The organism is Amycolatopsis sp. NPDC052450 (assembly GCF_044547565.1).
In the GTDB taxonomy this organism is placed as follows: Bacteria; Actinomycetota; Actinomycetes; order Mycobacteriales; family Pseudonocardiaceae; genus Amycolatopsis.
The window spans coordinates 110,341-125,749 of record NZ_JBIUAQ010000019.1; the positions used below are offsets into that span (position 1 = coordinate 110,341).

13 protein-coding genes are annotated in these 15,409 nt (G+C 69.0%); 6 read left to right on the plus strand and 7 right to left on the minus strand.

Annotated features, from left to right (window positions below):
• Positions 1 to 8: 8 nt before the first annotated feature.
• Entirely contained in the window at positions 9 to 1,466 is a 1,458-nt protein-coding gene (locus tag ACIHAO_RS27705) for a DNA polymerase ligase N-terminal domain-containing protein (RefSeq protein WP_396562654.1), read from the plus strand.
• Here the strand turns inward: ACIHAO_RS27705 and ACIHAO_RS27710 are convergent.
• The 3 genes from ACIHAO_RS27710 to ACIHAO_RS27720 form a co-directional block, all read right to left on the minus strand.
• Positions 1,463 to 1,822: an STAS domain-containing protein gene (locus tag ACIHAO_RS27710; RefSeq protein ID WP_396562592.1), complete on the minus strand. Its 360-nt coding sequence runs from the start codon at positions 1,820 to 1,822 to the stop codon at positions 1,463 to 1,465. The genes ACIHAO_RS27705 and ACIHAO_RS27710 overlap by 4 nt on opposite strands.
• A gap of 75 nt (positions 1,823 to 1,897) precedes the next feature.
• Positions 1,898 to 3,409, minus strand: a complete 1,512-nt coding sequence (locus ACIHAO_RS27715) for a CHAD domain-containing protein (protein ID WP_396562594.1) — start codon at positions 3,407 to 3,409, stop codon at positions 1,898 to 1,900.
• A 66-nt stretch (positions 3,410 to 3,475) separates the two neighbouring features.
• On the minus strand, positions 3,476 to 4,333 hold the full coding sequence (locus tag ACIHAO_RS27720; protein ID WP_396562596.1) for a helix-turn-helix domain-containing protein: 858 nt from the start codon (positions 4,331 to 4,333) through the stop codon (positions 3,476 to 3,478).
• A gap of 769 nt (positions 4,334 to 5,102) precedes the next feature.
• Here ACIHAO_RS27720 and ACIHAO_RS27725 point away from each other — a divergent pair.
• Entirely contained in the window at positions 5,103 to 6,224 is a 1,122-nt protein-coding gene (locus ACIHAO_RS27725) for an erythromycin esterase family protein (RefSeq protein WP_396562598.1), read from the plus strand.
• Positions 6,225 to 6,399: 175 nt separating this feature from the next.
• Here the strand turns inward: ACIHAO_RS27725 and ACIHAO_RS27730 are convergent, their stop codons facing one another.
• Positions 6,400 to 9,366: a BTAD domain-containing putative transcriptional regulator gene (locus ACIHAO_RS27730; protein WP_396562600.1), complete on the minus strand. Its 2,967-nt coding sequence runs from the start codon at positions 9,364 to 9,366 to the stop codon at positions 6,400 to 6,402.
• A gap of 87 nt (positions 9,367 to 9,453) precedes the next feature.
• Positions 9,454 to 10,164: a DJ-1/PfpI family protein gene (locus tag ACIHAO_RS27735; RefSeq protein ID WP_396562602.1), complete on the minus strand. Its 711-nt coding sequence runs from the start codon at positions 10,162 to 10,164 to the stop codon at positions 9,454 to 9,456.
• Between the two features lie 98 nt (positions 10,165 to 10,262).
• Here ACIHAO_RS27735 and ACIHAO_RS27740 point away from each other — a divergent pair, with 98 nt between their 5' ends.
• The 3 genes from ACIHAO_RS27740 (at position 10,263) to ACIHAO_RS27750 (ending at position 13,043) form a co-directional block, all read left to right on the plus strand.
• Positions 10,263 to 11,240, plus strand: coding sequence for a GlxA family transcriptional regulator (locus tag ACIHAO_RS27740; protein ID WP_396562604.1), 978 nt, complete (start codon positions 10,263 to 10,265; stop codon positions 11,238 to 11,240).
• Between the two features lie 41 nt (positions 11,241 to 11,281).
• Complete coding sequence (locus ACIHAO_RS27745; protein ID WP_396562606.1) at positions 11,282 to 12,676, plus strand: YibE/F family protein; 1,395 nt, start codon at positions 11,282 to 11,284, stop codon at positions 12,674 to 12,676.
• 97 nt (positions 12,677 to 12,773) lie between these two features.
• Entirely contained in the window at positions 12,774 to 13,043 is a 270-nt protein-coding gene (locus tag ACIHAO_RS27750; RefSeq protein ID WP_396562608.1) for a hypothetical protein, read from the plus strand.
• 63 nt (positions 13,044 to 13,106) lie between these two features.
• Here the strand turns inward: ACIHAO_RS27750 and ACIHAO_RS27755 are convergent, their stop codons facing one another.
• The gene (locus ACIHAO_RS27755) at positions 13,107 to 13,763 is read right to left on the minus strand and encodes a hypothetical protein (protein WP_125796830.1); all 657 of its coding nucleotides are present in this window, start codon (positions 13,761 to 13,763) and stop codon (positions 13,107 to 13,109) included.
• Entirely contained in the window at positions 13,763 to 14,371 is a 609-nt protein-coding gene (locus ACIHAO_RS27760; RefSeq protein ID WP_396562611.1) for an MBL fold metallo-hydrolase, read from the minus strand. The genes ACIHAO_RS27755 and ACIHAO_RS27760 overlap by 1 nt, the downstream gene beginning before the upstream one ends.
• Before the next feature lie 157 nt (positions 14,372 to 14,528).
• On the opposite strand from ACIHAO_RS27760, the gene ACIHAO_RS27765 reads away from it, so the two are divergent.
• Positions 14,529 to 15,386, plus strand: a complete 858-nt coding sequence (locus ACIHAO_RS27765; RefSeq protein WP_125788109.1) for a peptidylprolyl isomerase — start codon at positions 14,529 to 14,531, stop codon at positions 15,384 to 15,386.
• Positions 15,387 to 15,409: the final 23 nt, after the last annotated feature.

The following is a 15,409-nucleotide window of genomic DNA, read 5'->3' on the forward strand; positions in this document are numbered from 1 at the left end:
GGAAAGGGGTGCGCTGGCCGACCATGGCGGAGAAACTCGGCGATTACCGTCGTAAGCGCAGACCGGGGCGGACACCCGAACCCCTTCCCGATCGCGATGGGGAGACCGGGGCCGACGATCTCTTCGTCATCCAGGAACACCATGCGAGCAGCCTGCATTGGGACATCCGGCTCGAACGGGACGGGGTACTGGTCTCGTGGGCGGTGCCGAAAGGCCTGCCGATGTCGCCGGATCTCGAACGCCTCGCCGTGCACACCGAAGACCACCCGATGGAATACCTGACCTTCGAAGGCGAGATACCCGCCGGCGAATACGGCGGTGGCACCATGACGATCTGGGACACCGGCCGGTACGAAACACTGCACTTCAACGACCACAAGGTCGAGGTCGTCTTCCACGGGAAACGAGCACGCGGGAAATACCTCTTCCTCAATGTGAAGAAGGACGGCAAGGATCGCGGCTGGCTGCTCAAACGGCTCGACCCCGCCGATCCCGGCCGCGCGGAACTCCCTTCGTTCCTCGCCCCGATGCTGACCAGACCGGGGCGTCTCCCGTCGACCGCCGAAGACGCGGAATGGGCCTACGAATTCGACTGGTCCGGGCGCCGCACCCTGATCCGCGTGACCGGGGGCCGGATCACCGCGTACGACGATTCAGGCGACGACGTCACCGGTCTGTACCCCGAGTTCCGCGGGCTCGGCGAGCAACTCGGTACCACGGAAGCCTTTCTCGACGGGGAAATCGTCGTCTTCGACGGCGGGAAGCCGAGTCCGGACGGCCTCGGGCACCGCGCGCGGGCGACGAAGGCTTCCGCGAAACGGCTCACCTCGCGCTATCCGGCGTTCTACCTGGTGAACGATCTGCTGCATCTGGAAGGCCGTTCCTGCGTCGAGTCGCCTTATGTCCAACGGCGGGAACTCCTCGGCGAACTCGGGCTCGCCGGATCGCATTGGCAGGTCACCCGGTATTACCTCGGAGACGGTGGCGCGGTCGCGCGAGCGGCCCGCGAACACGGGCTGGCCGGCATCGTGGCCAAACGCGCCGGCTCCGCGTATCACCCGGGAAGGCGTACCGGGGAATGGCTTTCCATCACCGGGACCAGGGTCCAGCAAGTGGTGCTCGGCGGCTGGCGGCCGGGTGGCGGCAGCCGGGCGGGCACGTTCAGTTCGCTGCTGCTCGGCGTCCCGCACGAGGATGGCTTGCGGTACATCGGAAACGTCGGCGTCGGGTTCGCGGCCGACGAACTGGAGGAGCTGTCCCGGCGGCTGATCCGGTTGGAACGCAAGACATCCCCGTTCCGCTCCGTCCCGGACAAACAGGCGCGGGACGCGCGCTGGTCCCGCCCGACCGTCGTCGGCGAGGTCGTCTTCGGCGGCTGGACCGACTCCGGCTGCCTGCGCAATCCGCGGTGGCGTGGCCTGCTGCCGGACGTCAGCGCCGAAGAGGTCGAACTCGACGGGGCCTAGACCATGTCCTGCAGATCCTCCACGTCACGTCGGACGTCGAGATCGGCCCCGACCCCGCTGACGTCCAGGATCCGTGACACCAACGGGGTCTTCACGATCACCGAGAACCGGGGCGCCACGGCGTTGGCCTCCTCGAGCGCGTGCAGCCCCGCACAGCTGAGGAAACCGACCCTGGAGAGGTCCAGGATCACCTGCTTTCCCATGACACACGCGCCGGTGAGTTCGGTACGGAACCGTCCGACGGTGGCCGCGTCGATCTCCCCCACCGCGGTGAGGACGACGACGCCGTCTTTCCGGCGGCGGGTGGTCACGGCCAGGGGCTGCTGTTCGCCGGGAACGCGCTGGCCAGGCAACATTGGGGGCGCCTCTCTCCAGACCACCAAGTTCCCTCGACCGTACTCAGCGAGGGCGAGAGGTCAACCCGGGCTACTTCATTTGAGCCATTTCGGGCGAGAACCTTTACTCCACTCTTGCCATTCTCCGGCGAAGCGCCGATGCGCGGCCTCGGCGGAGGCGACGGAACGTCCGTGCAGGAGGCCATACGTGAAAGCGTTTTCGTTCTCGGCGTAGGCGCGGAGGCCGAGAAGCCGCAGGGTCTCCCGGGTGACGACGAGGTCGTGATGCGTGCCGAGCGTGCTTTGCACCGCCTTGACGTTCTTTCGCCATTTTCGAAGCTTCTTGCCGGTCACCGGCCGGACCGCGTCCGCCGCGTACCGGGCGCGCTTCGCCTTCTTGCGCACCTCGTGCAAGGCGGCGTCCTGCTCCGCGCCGCTTTCGAGCTCGCTCGCCGCGGCGACGGCCCTGCGCAGCTTCCGGTCCGTACGCGCGACCGCCTTGCGTAGTTCCTTCTTGCCTTCCTTGATCTTCCGCGGTTTGGCGACGAGCTTTTCCAGCGCTCGCAACAACTCCGTGTACCGCTTGCTGTCGAGCGCCCGGATGGCGCGCGCCTTCGACTCTTCGGCTTCGCGCGCGAAGTGCCTGGTCATCAGCTGCTCGACGTTGCCGAGTACCAGTTCGGCCGGGAGTGCCTTGACCTCGTCGTGCAAGCGTGCGGCCATCACCTCGGTGTCCCTCGCCGGCCCGAGTTCGCCGCCGAGCCAGCGGAGTTCGGCGGCGAGCCCGTTCGCGACGTCGGCGTCGAACGAGCGGCCAAAGGTCTTCAAGCCGCTGCGCAGCCGCCTGCTCGCGACCCGCATCTGGTGCACCGCGTCGTCGGCGTCCCGGCGCACCCCGATGTCGTTGCGTCGCAGCACATCCAGCTGCTCGGCGAGATAGTCCGCCAGCACCGACCCGGACGCGCCCCGCGCCGAGGGCACGAGTTCGTCGGTCAGCCGCCGAAGCTTCGACGGCCACCTCGACCGCTCCGCACCCGCGCTCACGACAGCCTGGTCGAGACTGTCGAGCACGGCGGGATCGGCGCCGGGCGAGAGCTCGATCTCGATCTCCCGCCAGCGGTCGAGGTGCGCCTTGTCCCCACCGGCCTCACCGGTGACGACGTCGTCGGTCAACGTCGCCAGCTCGCGGCCCTCGGCGTCGAGCAAGGCGTACGACGTGCGCTCGGTGCGCAGATGCGCGGCCTGGACGAGTTTGGCGCCGAGAGTGTGCGCCCGGACCAGTCTCGCCAGCCCGCCGGGCACCTTGTCCGGCTTGCCGCCCAGCGGGAGCCGGAGTTCCTCGCGCCTGTCCTCACCGACAGGGAGCTTGAGGTGCCAGCCCTCGTCGCTTCCGCCGAGCCTCCGCCGCAGCGTGATACCCGCCTGCGCGAGCCGGAAGTCGGGAGTGTCGAAGTACGTGGCGTCGAGGAGGTCGACCCTCGGATCGGCCTGGTTCGTCACGGGACCGACCGGGACCAGGCGCGGGATGGGCCTGTCGGCCGCCAGGTCGTACTTCCGCTCGATCTCCGCCTCGGCGACCGGGGCACCACCCTGCGTCTTCGACACCACGAACTCCTTCTCCTCGGTTACAGGAAGGATTACCCCAGGAAGCCGCCGTGGGAAACCTCGTCAGCGTCACTCCTCCATCCGGTCGTACCGGTCCGCCCATTCGGCGAGCAGCTGGCGTGACCGCTCCTCGGTCAAGGAATCGCTTTCCAGGCGCGCGACGAGTGAATAATACGCCTCGACCGCCACCCGATCGTCGACGAACACTCCGGCCGCGTAGGAATCCGTGTACACCACCGCCGGATGTTCGGTGAATTCCATGATGGTGAAAGAATTCTCGATTGTTCTGCTCACCTCGTTGCTTTCGGGGACGATACGAATGGAGCAATAGGGCAGGTTCGCCGACAGGACGAGGTGGAGCAGTTGCTCGTGCATGATCCGGGGACCGCCGATGACCGATCGCAGCGCGCGCTCGTGGACGTAGAACCGGCACTTCGGCGGCCGGTCCCGCTGCAGCAACCGCTGCCGGTCCATCCGCGCGTTCACGACCGTGTCCAGCTGCGCCTGGTCGCGGTTGCCGATCAGCTCGAAGGCGGTGCGGGCGTACGGCTCGGTCTGCAACAGCCCGGGGAGGGTCAACGACTCGTAGCGGACCAGCGTGTGCGCGAGATTCTCTTGGATAGCCAGGGATTTCATCGGGTCGACGAGCTCGTCGAAGTACGGCCGCACCCAGTACAGGTCTCCGCCGGGCTGCGTCAATTCCAGCAGCAGGTCACGCTCGGGCTCCGCCTCGCCGCAGGTCGCGAGATACAGCGCCGCGTCCACTACGGACAGCTCGCGCAGCCCTTGTTCCCACCTCGTGACCTTGCTCTGCAACCAGCCGTTACGGCGGCTGACGTCGGCTCCGCTGAAGTGCCTGCGCTGCCGGAACGCCCTCATGCGGTGGCCCAGTTCCCGGGTCCGCGCCGTCGAATCCTTCTCAACCATGCGGGCCAAAGTAGGGCCGAACTCCGGCCGCGCGGTGATTGCCACGCGGTAATTCACCTCAACTGCTGATAACTTGCGCTCGCGCATTTGCGCGAAGCGCTACTTCGCAAGCGAAGCGCCTTCGCGTGCGAAGGGTTCTTTAAAGTTTATAGCGGAAGAAGGAAATGCGGGCGAGTTATTCGGAAGTGGATTTGTTGCGGTACGGCAGGCGACCACTGTCGCCTGCGCGCCTCTCACGGCGGGTGACGCCAGGAGCGAGGTGGCACGGTGACGTGTCGCGGCCAGCTCTTATGTCCTGACGGGCACCGTTGAGACGATGAAGGTCTCAAAGGTGCCCTTCACGACATCCCCACGACCGCGAGAACTCACGTGAGCACCTGACTGGAGACCTTCACGGACCGGGGCCCGGCATCAACCGCAGCCGAAACCACGTAGGCACTTAAGGCACCCTTGGCTTTGACCGTCCACTCACGAGGTCCAGTACTGGCGATGTCACGTGACTGACCGGACGACACACGTGATCCGGCGGACGACACGCGTGACTGGATGGACGACACGAGTCGTCCACCCGAACACGCGTGTCGTCCCGCCAAGCACGTGTGTCGTCCGTCCAGTCACGCGAAAACGCCGTCCGCGCACCAGCAGTACGTCCTCACCACTCACGAGCCCATCGGAACCACCTGATGATCGATTTGAAGCTTTGCCAACCATCACCTGCCCAGAAGCAGGGGAAGTTTCAACCGAAGGATCAACGATACGCTTGAACCTCATGAGTCAAGACATCCGAGACTTCGTGACCCCTTCCTGTGACCTGCTCGCCCTGGGCGAACCGACGCACGCGACCCCGGTCTTCGCCGACGTCCGCAACGAGCTGTTCGCCCAGCTCGTCGACCGCGGTTTCCGGTCGATCGCCCTCGAGACGGATCGCGTTGCCGCGCTCGTCGCGAACGACTTCGTCCGAGACGGCACCGGATCCCTCGACCTGGCCATGAGCGAAGGCTTCACACACGTCTTCGGTGGGGTGGAGGCGAACAGGCGACTGATCGCGTGGATGCGCGAGTACAACGAAAACCGGCCTCCCGAAGAGCAGCTTTCGTTCCACGGCTTCGACACCCAGACCGAGAACACCTCCGCGCCCAGCCCGCGGCGCTACCTCGAATACGCCCGCGACTTCCTGGAGTACGACGTGGACATCGCGGGCCCGGCCGGTGACGACGACCGCTGGAGCCGCACCGAAGCCGTCATGGACGCGGCTTCGTCGCCCGGCGCCACGGCCGACGCCTACCGGCTGCGAGCGATCGCGGCCGACTTGCTCGACGCGCTCCGCTCCCGGAAACCGGGGCCGGTGACGGACGGCTGGTCGCGGGCGGAGGTCCACCTCATGGCAGGCATCGATCTGCTGCGCTACCACCGGCAATGCGCCGAACCTCTCGAGCCGCACGAGCGGTACGCGCCCCTTGTCGCCACCAGGGATGCCATCATGGCGCGGAATTTGCTGGACATCCGCGCTGCCGAAGCCGTTCGTGGCAGGACGCTGGTCTTCGCCCACAATCTCCACCTGCGCCGTCAATCGAGCACGATGCGCGTGGCCGGAACGGAGACGCACTGGTTCCCCGCCGGTGCGCTGGTGGCGCCACTGCTCGGCGATCGCTACACCTTCGTCGCGACCAGCCTGGGCCGAAGCGAGGCCATAGCGCTTCAAGAGCCGGAGCCCGACACCTACGAAGGCTTCCTTCAGAAACACGTCACCACGGCTTGGGGCCTGCTTCCCGCCTCCGACGTCCCGCCCGCGAGCGTCCGGACCGATCCCACTCCGCGGCAGGGCTACTTCCCGCTCGACCAAGGGATTCTCGGCGACGCGGACGTGCTCCTGCACGTCCGCGGCGGCTAGCCGTCGAACCGGGTGACGCCTCCTGCCCTCGGAAGGCGTCACCCGGCCACGAGTACGCGCCGCCACCCCCAGTCCCGCGATTTCGGGACGGCGCGAAATCCGCTCGCCTGAGCGGCAGTCAACACGCCGTCGCCATAACTTCGCCAAACGCCGTCGCCGGTACTCCTTCGCCGGGCTATGCGGGAGTCACCCTGGAGCGGATCTTCGTCAAGGCTTCACGAGCCCGATCCCGCTGGCGCCCGCTCCTGTCCACGGCGGAAAGGTCCCGGAGCGCACGCAGTTCCCAGACCGGGAAGCCCAGCTCCCGGAACAGCCCCGCCGCGGTGCGGAGCCCTTCGGCGGCTTCGGTCGCGACGCCTTCGTCGGCGCGCAGACGCCCGAAGCTCAGCAAGGCATATCCGCCGCCGCGCCGGTCTCCGAGCTCGCGGAACGTACTCATCGCGAGGCCGAGATGCTCGGCGGCCCGGCCATGCTCACCCGCCAGACGCAGCGATTCACCGAAGCTTCGATGCGTGTAGGCGATGGCGTGCAGGTGCCCGACATCCTCGAACAGCTCCAGTGACCGCGAAAGACACCGTTCGCTCTCCCCCGCGTCGCCGGTTTTCGCGTGGAGATCCCCGAAACTGCGGAGGACGTGCGCCTCCCAATGGCGTTCGCGCGAGCTACGGGTGCCGAGCAGGGCGCTCGTCAGCAGCTCGCCGGCCTCGTCCAAGCGACCGTTCCGTCGCAGGACGTCGGCGTACCGTTTGGCGGACCGGTCGTGTTGCCGCCCGTCCTCGCAATGAAGCGAAAGGAGCAGGCTCGCTTCGAAGCATTCCTTCGCCCGGCGGAAGTCGCCCAGGTCGTCCCACAGCGAGCCGAACTGGGCCGACGCCATCGCCTGCCCGGCGAGATCACCGCAGTCGCGCAACAGGTCCATCGCCTCCCGCAGGGCATGGACCGCCGAACCGGCCCGGCCAGAGTCCGCGTCGACGTCGGCGAGCGCGACGAGCGCGGCCCCGGTGCCCGGCTGGTCACCCGCGGCGCGGAATCTCGCCTCGGCCAGCGAGAAGCAGGTCCTCGCCCGGGCCAAGTCCCCCGCGTCGGCGTGGGCATGCCCGAGTTTCAGCAGTTTCCGCGCCTCCGCGGGGAGATCGAGGCGGTCCCGCACGATGCCGAACCCGACCCAGGCCGGCGACCCGCCGTTCCGCGGTCCGACGAGATCGCTGTAGGCGTCGGACAGCCGCGCGGTCAGCTCGGTCCAGCCGTGGCTCTTCGCGGTCCGGACGGCGAGCGCCAGATTCGCGGTTTCCGCGACACGCCAGCCGATCGGATCGGCCGCGACGCGATCCGAGGCCGCCGCGGGAGCGTCATCCCGTCGAGACGGCGGGTATCCATCGCCGAGGGCGGCGGAAGCGTGTTCGGCCAACGCCGCCATGACCGTCAGCGCCCGGTTGAGGGCCGCCGGGTCGGGCGGCTCCCGGAGCGTGAGCCGGACGAGGTCCGGTAGCCGGTACCGAAGGACGCCGGATCGGTCGGGCCCGGCGTGGAGCAGATGGTCGTCCACCAGTTCGTCGAGCAGTCCGGCCGCCTCGTCCGGCGAACAGCCGAGCATGGCCGCCGCGAACCAGTCGGCGATCTCGGTGGCACCGGGGAATCCGAGCAAGCGCAAGGAATTCCGCTGCCGTGGCGAAAGCTCGGCAAGAGCTTCGGCGAGCACCGGGCGGACGGCCAGGTCGCCGGCGGAGAGTTCGTCGAGGCGCAGGCGCTCGTTCTCCAGGCGGGTCGCGAACTCGGCGACGCTCACCCTCGGCCGCAGCAGCAGCTTCATCCCCGCCGCCCGCACCGCCAGCGCGAGGCCGTCACAGCAGGCCACCACCCGGCGGACGGCGTCGGGTTCGGCGGACAACCGGGTCTCTCCGGCGATGGCGCCGAGCAGCGTCCGCGCTTCCGGGTAGGACAGCGCGCCGACCTCGACCGGTTTGGCGCCGACGAGCCCGGCCAGCCGCCGCCGCGTCGTGACGATCGTCGCGCAGCCGGGACCGCTCGGCAGCAGCGGCCGCACCTCGGCCTCGGACCGGCAGTTCTCGAGGATCACCAGCAGCCGCCGGTCCGCGGTGTGGCTCTGCCACAACGAGATCAGTCCCGCCCGGTCGGCGGGGAGTTCCGCTTCCGCAAGGCCGAGCGCGCGAAGGAGCCCGACGAGCACGTCGCCGGTCTCCCGCAGGTCGGCGACGAGCTGCCCGTCGGGGAACCGCTTGCGCGCCCGCCACGCGGCTTGGACGGCCAGCGTGCTCTTCCCCGCTCCCGCCGCCCCGTGCAGCACGACCGGCGCGGGACTTCGCAGCGCACGGACCACTTCCGCCAATTCCGTCGCCCTGCCGGTGAAATCCGGCGTCGCGGGCGGTAGACGGCACGGCGCGCCGCCGGCCGACCACCCGGTTCCGGCGATCCGGCGGTGGACCGCGAGCAGCTCTTCCCCCGGTGAGACACCGGCGTGCTCCCACAGCGCGTGGCGGCACCGGTCGAGGACGGCCAGCGCCGCGTCCCGCCGTCCGAGCCCGTGCAACGCTTCCGCCAGCCACCCGGCGAGGCGTTCGTCGGCGGGCCGGACGGTCAGCTCGGGTCCCAACCGGTCGGCGACGGCCTTGTGGTCACCGGCCGTCAGTTCCAGCTCGACGAGTTTGCCCAGCACCGAACTCCGCTGATCCTCCAGCCAAAGGCGGTGCGCCTCCACCAGCGGACCGGCCGGAACGTCGGCGAAGGCCCGGCCACGCCACAACCCGAGCGCCCGTTCGAGCAGTGCCCCGCGCTCGTCACCGGTCGCCCGCGCGGCCGCGGCGGTCAGCTCCGAGAAGCCGGTGACGTCCAGCTCCCCTTCCGACACCGTCAGCCGGTAACCGCCCTGGCCGGACCGGAGCCGCTGCCGGACGTCGTCCGACGGCAAGCCGGGTGACAACGCCTTGCGCAGCTTGGAAACCGCCATCTGCACGACCGCGGCGGCACTCGACGGCGGCCCCTGCGGCCAGAGTTCGTCCACGAGGGTGTCCCGGTGGACGAACTCGTTCGGCCGGGTCAGGAGCACGGCGAGCACCCGGCGGGGCTGAGCCGCCGACGGCAGCGGGACCGAGGCCGCGAGCGGGCCGAGCACCTGGAACTTCACGAACCACCTATCACCTGTACGGATGACCAGAATGTAACCCGGTGCAATGCCCGTATCGGTGATTTCTCACCCGGATGGCCGCCCCCCTTACTTCCCCGTGTGCGCGAGCAGCCGGTCTCGCAGGGCGGGTGCGTCCGCGAGCGCCTCGTTCACCGTGTGCTCCAGCAGCGGTTTGAGGTCCCCGTACGGCCGCTTCGACCAGTCGAGCGGGCCCTGCGGCGGCTCCGGGTCGTATTCGATGACGAACTGGATCGTCCGCGCGATCTCGGCCCCGACGAGCCGCTCGACCAGGTGCAGCGCGAGGTCGATCCCCGCCGACACCCCGGCGGCGGTGATCACGTTCCCGTCCTCGACCCAGCGTTCGGCGACCGGTTCCGCCCCGAACGCGCCCAGCAGTTCACGGAACATCCAGTGCGTCGCGGCGCGACGCCCCTCCAGCAGCCCGGCCTGCCCCAGCAGCAGCGATCCCGTGCACACCGAGGTCACGAGTTCCGCGTTCGCCCCGGCTTTCCGCAGGTAGCCGATCAGCTTCTCGTCGGCGAGTGCCTTCAGCGTCGGAGCGGCGCCGCCGGGCACGAGCAGCGCGTACGGCGACGGCACCTCGTCGTAGGTGTGGGTCGCCACGAGCTTCAGCGGGTTGTCGGTGGTGACCGGGTCCTTCGTCTCCCCGACCACGACCGTCCGGTACTCCTGCACCGTGCTCGCCATCCCGTCCAGCACGGTCAGCGGCCCGACCAGGTCGAGCGGGGTCATCCCCGGATACACCACGAACGCGATCGTCTTCTTGTCGTCTGTCATGGGACAAACGTGGCGCAGACGCGGGATCGCGGTGGGCCCGATGTCCGGATTCCTGCGAACAACGTCCGACGGCCGGGCGTTACTGCTAGCGTTCGATCATGCCGGGTTCACCCAGACGAGTGTTGATCGTCGGCTACAGCAATGCGGAGATGCTCGACATCGCCGGTCCGGCGGATGTTCTGGACGCCGCGACCAAACTCGGGGGCAAGCCGGGATACGAGATCCTGCTCGCCAGCGTCGACGGCCGCGGCATCCGCTGCGAGTCCGGGCTGACGTTGCAGGCACAGCACCGGCTCGACCAGGTGACCGGCGAACTGGACACGCTGATCGTCGCGGGCGGCACCGGGCACGAGACCGCCGCCGCGGATCCGAGGATGGTCTCCCACATCCGCAGGCTCGCGCAGGACACCCGCCGCGTCGCCTCGGTGTGCACCGGCGCGACCGTGCTCGCCGCTTGCGGGCTGCTCAACGGACGCCGCGCCACCACCCACTGGCGGTTCGCGAACCGGCTGGCGATGAGCTACCCGCAGGTGAACGTGGATCCGGTGCCGCTGTACGTGCGCGACGGCAACGTCTACACGGCGGCCGGGGTGACCAGCGGGATCGACCTCACGCTCGCGTTCGTCGAGGAGGACCACGGCCCGAGCGTCGCCAGGGAGGTCGCCCGCATGCTGGTGACCTACCTGCAACGGCCGGGGAACCAGGCGCAGGTGAGCATGTTCCTGTCCGGCCCGCCGCCAGAGAACCGGCTGGTCCGCGACATCACCGCGTACGTCGCCGAGCACCTCGCGGGCGATCTCGGCACCACCGTCCTCGCCGAACGGGCCGGGATCAGCACCCGGCAGCTGACCAGGTTGTTCGACGCGCACCTCAGCACCACGCCCAGCAGGTACGTACGCGCGGCGAGGACCGAAAACGCGGCGAAACTGTTGTGCGGCACGGAACTTCCGCTGACCTCGATCGCGAGGCGATGCGGGTTCGGCTCCACCGAGACACTTCGCCAGGCTTTCCTCGATCACTTCGACACCCCGCCGTCGGCCTATCGCCGTGTCCACCTTCGGCAGGCGTTCGGCTAGGCCGTGTGCGGACCGCGGCCCGCACTGTGGAGGATATGCGGGTGAACCGCCGCGACCTCTCCGACGACGACACCGGCCCGATTCGCCGGGTTACGGACACCCCGTCCGATCGTTCGCCCGGAACGTCCCGTTCGCCGCGCCCCGAGGGCGCGCGACGCCCCCGTCCCCCGGCACAGCGGCCGCGGCAGGCCGAACCGGGCAGACGTCGCGCCGCCGAGCCGAAGCCCGAACCAGTCGGCCACGGGCACGCGCACGGCCACGGACCGGCGGCGCCCGCGTCGCGCCGGGTCCGGCTGCTGCTGATGTGGCTGCTGATCCCGCTCGCCGTCGCGACCGTCGCCGGCATGATCCTGCTCTACCCGTGGGGCAAGGATCCGGCGAAAAGCGTCTTCCCGCAGGGAGTCCCGGTGAACGCCACGGTCACCGGGACGATCACCGGCCCGTGTCTCGCCGAGGGACAGGTCCAGGTCGGTGAGCCGCCGCCGGACGCGAAACCGTGTCTCACCAGCGCACTGACGATGACCGATGGCCCCGGGACCGGAAAGTCGCTGAAGCTGACGCTGCCGATCGAGCCGAGCACGCCGCGGTTCGCCGCGGGCGACAAGGTGGTGCTGTCCTACAACGGCGGCGACGTCGCGAATCCCGCGTCGTTCCAGATCGTCGACTTCCAGCGGGGCATCCCGTTGCTGCTGCTCGCCGGGTTGTTCGCGCTCGCGGTGATCGTGCTGGGCCGCTGGCAGGGGCTCGCCGCGCTGATCGCGCTCGGGCTGAGCTTCCTGGTGCTGGCGCTCTTCGTGCTGCCATCGATCCTCGCCGGGGAAAGTCCGCTGCTGGTGGCGATCGCGGGCGCGGGCGCGATCATGTTCGTCGCGCTGTATCTGACACACGGGTTGTCCGCGAGAACCTCGGTGGCGGTGCTGGGCACTTTGGTGAGCCTGGTCCTGATCGGCGTCCTGTCGGCCATCTTCTCGGCCGCGGCGTCGCTGACCGGGCTGGACGACAGCACCTCGCAGCTGATCGGCTCCCTCGGGCACGGGATCGACGCGCGGGGGCTGCTGCTGGCGGGCGTCGTGATCGGCGCGCTCGGTGTGCTGGACGACGTCACGGTGACGCAGACGAGCGCGGTGTGGGAACTCCGGCGGGCGAACCCGTCGCTCGGCTGGCGTGAGCTCTACGGCGCGGGCCTGCGGATCGGGCGTGACCACGTCGGCTCGGCGGTCAACACCCTCGTGATGGCGTACGCGGGGGCGGCGCTGCCGGTGCTGCTGTACACCTCGCTTTCCGGCGTCGGACTCGGCTCCATCCTCGGCGCGGAGAGCATCGCGCAGGAGATCGTGCGGACGCTGGCCGGAAGCGTCGGCATCGTCGCGGCAGTCCCGGTGACCACCGTGCTGGCCGCGCTGATCGCCTCGAGGGAGCCACAAGAGTCCCTGTAGTCACAGCCGCCCCAAAGCGCGGTCCACCGCGCGATCACGGGCCGGAGTCGGGTACGAAGAGGCCGCACCCGAGGTTCGCCGCGTGATCGGAGGGGCCATGTTGGATGTTTTCGACGCTGCGTTCGCCGTCCCGAGACAGCTGACCGCCGTCGCGCGGCGCGTGCTCGTCTCGACACTGGAGGCCGTCGAGGCGGTCCCGAGGATCGCCGCCGCACTCGACGACGTGCGAGCGACGCTCAAGCACTCCGAACGGCTGGCGACCTTCGCCGCGGGCGAACTGCCGGAGATCGTCTACCAGCTGGAAGAGATCAAGACACGGCTGGAGAAGCTGGAGACCGCGAGGGCCCGCCCTGAGCAAGTGTCATGAAAGGGTCGTTCAGGACACTTTTTGTCCTGAACGACCCTTTCATGACACTCGGCGCCACACCGGTCAGTCCAAGGTCGCCACGAACCGGCTGACCGCTTCCATCGTGAACCGCTGGATGTACTTCCCGCTGGGCGCCGCCGAGGCGAGCCGGTAAAGCGGCCGTTCCGCCGCCGCGTCCCCGCGCGCCTCCGACTTCAGTTGCGCCACCAGCAGTTCCGAGAACACCAGGCCGTTCGCCTCGGTGTTGTTCAGCAGCGCGTTCGCCAGCTTGCGCAGTTGCAGGATGCCCAGCTCGCGGCCGCCCGCGCCGGAGTACACGGCCATGTCGACCTTCGCGACCTTGCGGCGTTTGCCCGCGTTGACCAGCAGGCTGACCGTCCGGGTGCCGCGCACGTCGCTGATCACCAGGTCGATGCGTTCGGCCGCGGTCAGATCGATCCGCCGCACACCCCAGGTCCGGACGATGAGCGTTTCGCCTTCGAGCCAGACTCGGCGGCGCAGGTTGTAGAACATGACGTAGAGCAGCGGCACCGCGATCACGCCGGCGACCACGAGCCCGGCGATCTCACCGCCGATCAGTCCGGCGATCCCGCCGAACGCGGCCGCGAAGATCACCACACCGGCGATGCTGGAGCAGCCGCGCCTGCGACGCAGTTTCGGGTCGTCGTGGAACAGCGGGAGACGTTCGGGGGTCTCCGGGGTCCCGGTCGGCTCAGCCATCACGCGCCCGTCCCGGCCAGGAACGGGTTGCCCGCCCGCTCCTGCCCGATCGTGGTGGCCGGACCGTGGCCCGGCAGGACGACGGTGTCGTCGGGCAGTGTCATCACCTTGGCGCCGAGGGACCGCACGAGTTCGTCGCCGTCGCCGGTGGACCGGCCGATCGAACCGGCGAACAGGCTGTCCCCGGTGAGCGCGATACGGCCGCCCTCGGCGGAGGTCAGCCCGAAGACCACCGAACCGGCGGTGTGCCCCGGTGTGCGGGACACCGTGATCTCCAGTCCGGCCAGCCTGAGCGGGCCATCGACGAGTGGCACGATCCCGTCCTTCCGTTCCCCGGCGCCCTGACCCAGCAGTGGCCGGTCCGCCTCGTGCAGATGAAGAGGTATCCCGTGGCGCGCGCCGACCTCGGCCGCCGAAGCGACGTGATCAGGGTGGCCGTGGGTAGCGAGCATCGCGACCGGCGTCAGGCCGTGGGCGGAAAGCGCGGCTTCGAGCGGCTCGACGACGTCCTCGCCGGGATCGACGATCACGCATTCACCGCCGTCGTCCGGGGCGAGCAGGTAGCAGTTGGCTTCGAGGGGGCCTGCCGGAAAACCGACAACCAGCACGAAACGCCTCCTCAGATCTTCCGCCGAACAGGTGACAGGATGGCCCTGATCACGATCAAGTAAGCGTAGCGGCCCCTGTACAGGGGTCTCACAGCCTGTGCCCATAGACTCCTCCCACCTCAGACGTGTGAACATCGAGTGGAAACCGGGAGGGCGGGTGCCGACCAACCAGCAGCGCCGCGAAGCCGCGAAGCGCAAGCTCGAGCGACAGATCGTGCGACGGGCCGAACAGGCCAAACGACGCAAGATCGTCGGCTCGGTGGCGGTCGTCGGCGTCGTCGCCATCGTGGCGGGCGCGGTGTGGTGGATCGTCAGCAGTAGCAGTGGTGACGATGCCGCCTCCGACGCTTCCCCGAGCTCGGCTCCTCCGACCCCCGAGGTCACCATCCCCACGGAGCGCGCTCCGATGCCGAAGCGGCCGACGCCGCTGGCGAACCCGGTGGCCTGTGATTACAAGGACGACTCCGCCAAGCCGGCGTCGAAGAAGGTGAACAAGCCGGAAGGCAAGGACGTCTCTTCGAACGGCACGGTGAACGTCGTGCTGAAGAGCACCGCGGGAGACATCCCGCTGACGTTGGACCGGGCGCTCGCCCCGTGCGCCGTGCAGAGCTTCATCAGCCTTTCCCAGCAGGGCTACTTCAACGACACCAAGTGCCACCGGCTCGGCACCTCCGGCCTGCAGATGCTGCAGTGCGGTGACCCCGAGGCCAGCGGTATGGGCGGCCCGGGCTACACCATGCCGGACGAGGCGTTCAAGGAGATCAAGTACGGCCGCGGCATCCTCGCGATGGCGAAGACGCAGCAGCCGAACTCCGGTGGCAGCCAGTTCTTCATGGTCTACGGCGAGGCCGAACTGCCCGCCGAGTACTCGGTCTTCGGCAGCATTTCCGACGAAGGCCTGAAGGTGCTCGACAAGGTCGCCAAGGCCGGCGCGAACGCGCAGGCAGGCAACGGCGACGGCACCGGCCCGCCCAACACCGAGGTCAAGTTCACCGGCGTCACGGTCAACGCCTGACCTCAAGCTGGAGTTCAACGGCG

Coding starts and splice junctions, on each gene's coding strand:
- ACIHAO_RS27710 (WP_396562592.1), bottom strand. CDS start 1,822: ATGTTGCCTGGCCAGCGCGTTCCCGGCGAACAGCAGCCCCTGGCCGTG.
- ACIHAO_RS27740 (WP_396562604.1), top strand. CDS start 10,263: ATGCCGGGTTCACCCAGACGAGTGTTGATCGTCGGCTACAGCAATGCG.
- ACIHAO_RS27755 (WP_125796830.1), bottom strand. CDS start 13,763: ATGGCTGAGCCGACCGGGACCCCGGAGACCCCCGAACGTCTCCCGCTG.
- ACIHAO_RS27720 (WP_396562596.1), bottom strand. CDS start 4,333: ATGGTTGAGAAGGATTCGACGGCGCGGACCCGGGAACTGGGCCACCGC.
- ACIHAO_RS27750 (WP_396562608.1), top strand. CDS start 12,774: ATGTTGGATGTTTTCGACGCTGCGTTCGCCGTCCCGAGACAGCTGACC.
- ACIHAO_RS27735 (WP_396562602.1), bottom strand. CDS start 10,164: ATGACAGACGACAAGAAGACGATCGCGTTCGTGGTGTATCCGGGGATG.
- ACIHAO_RS27725 (WP_396562598.1), top strand. CDS start 5,103: ATGAGTCAAGACATCCGAGACTTCGTGACCCCTTCCTGTGACCTGCTC.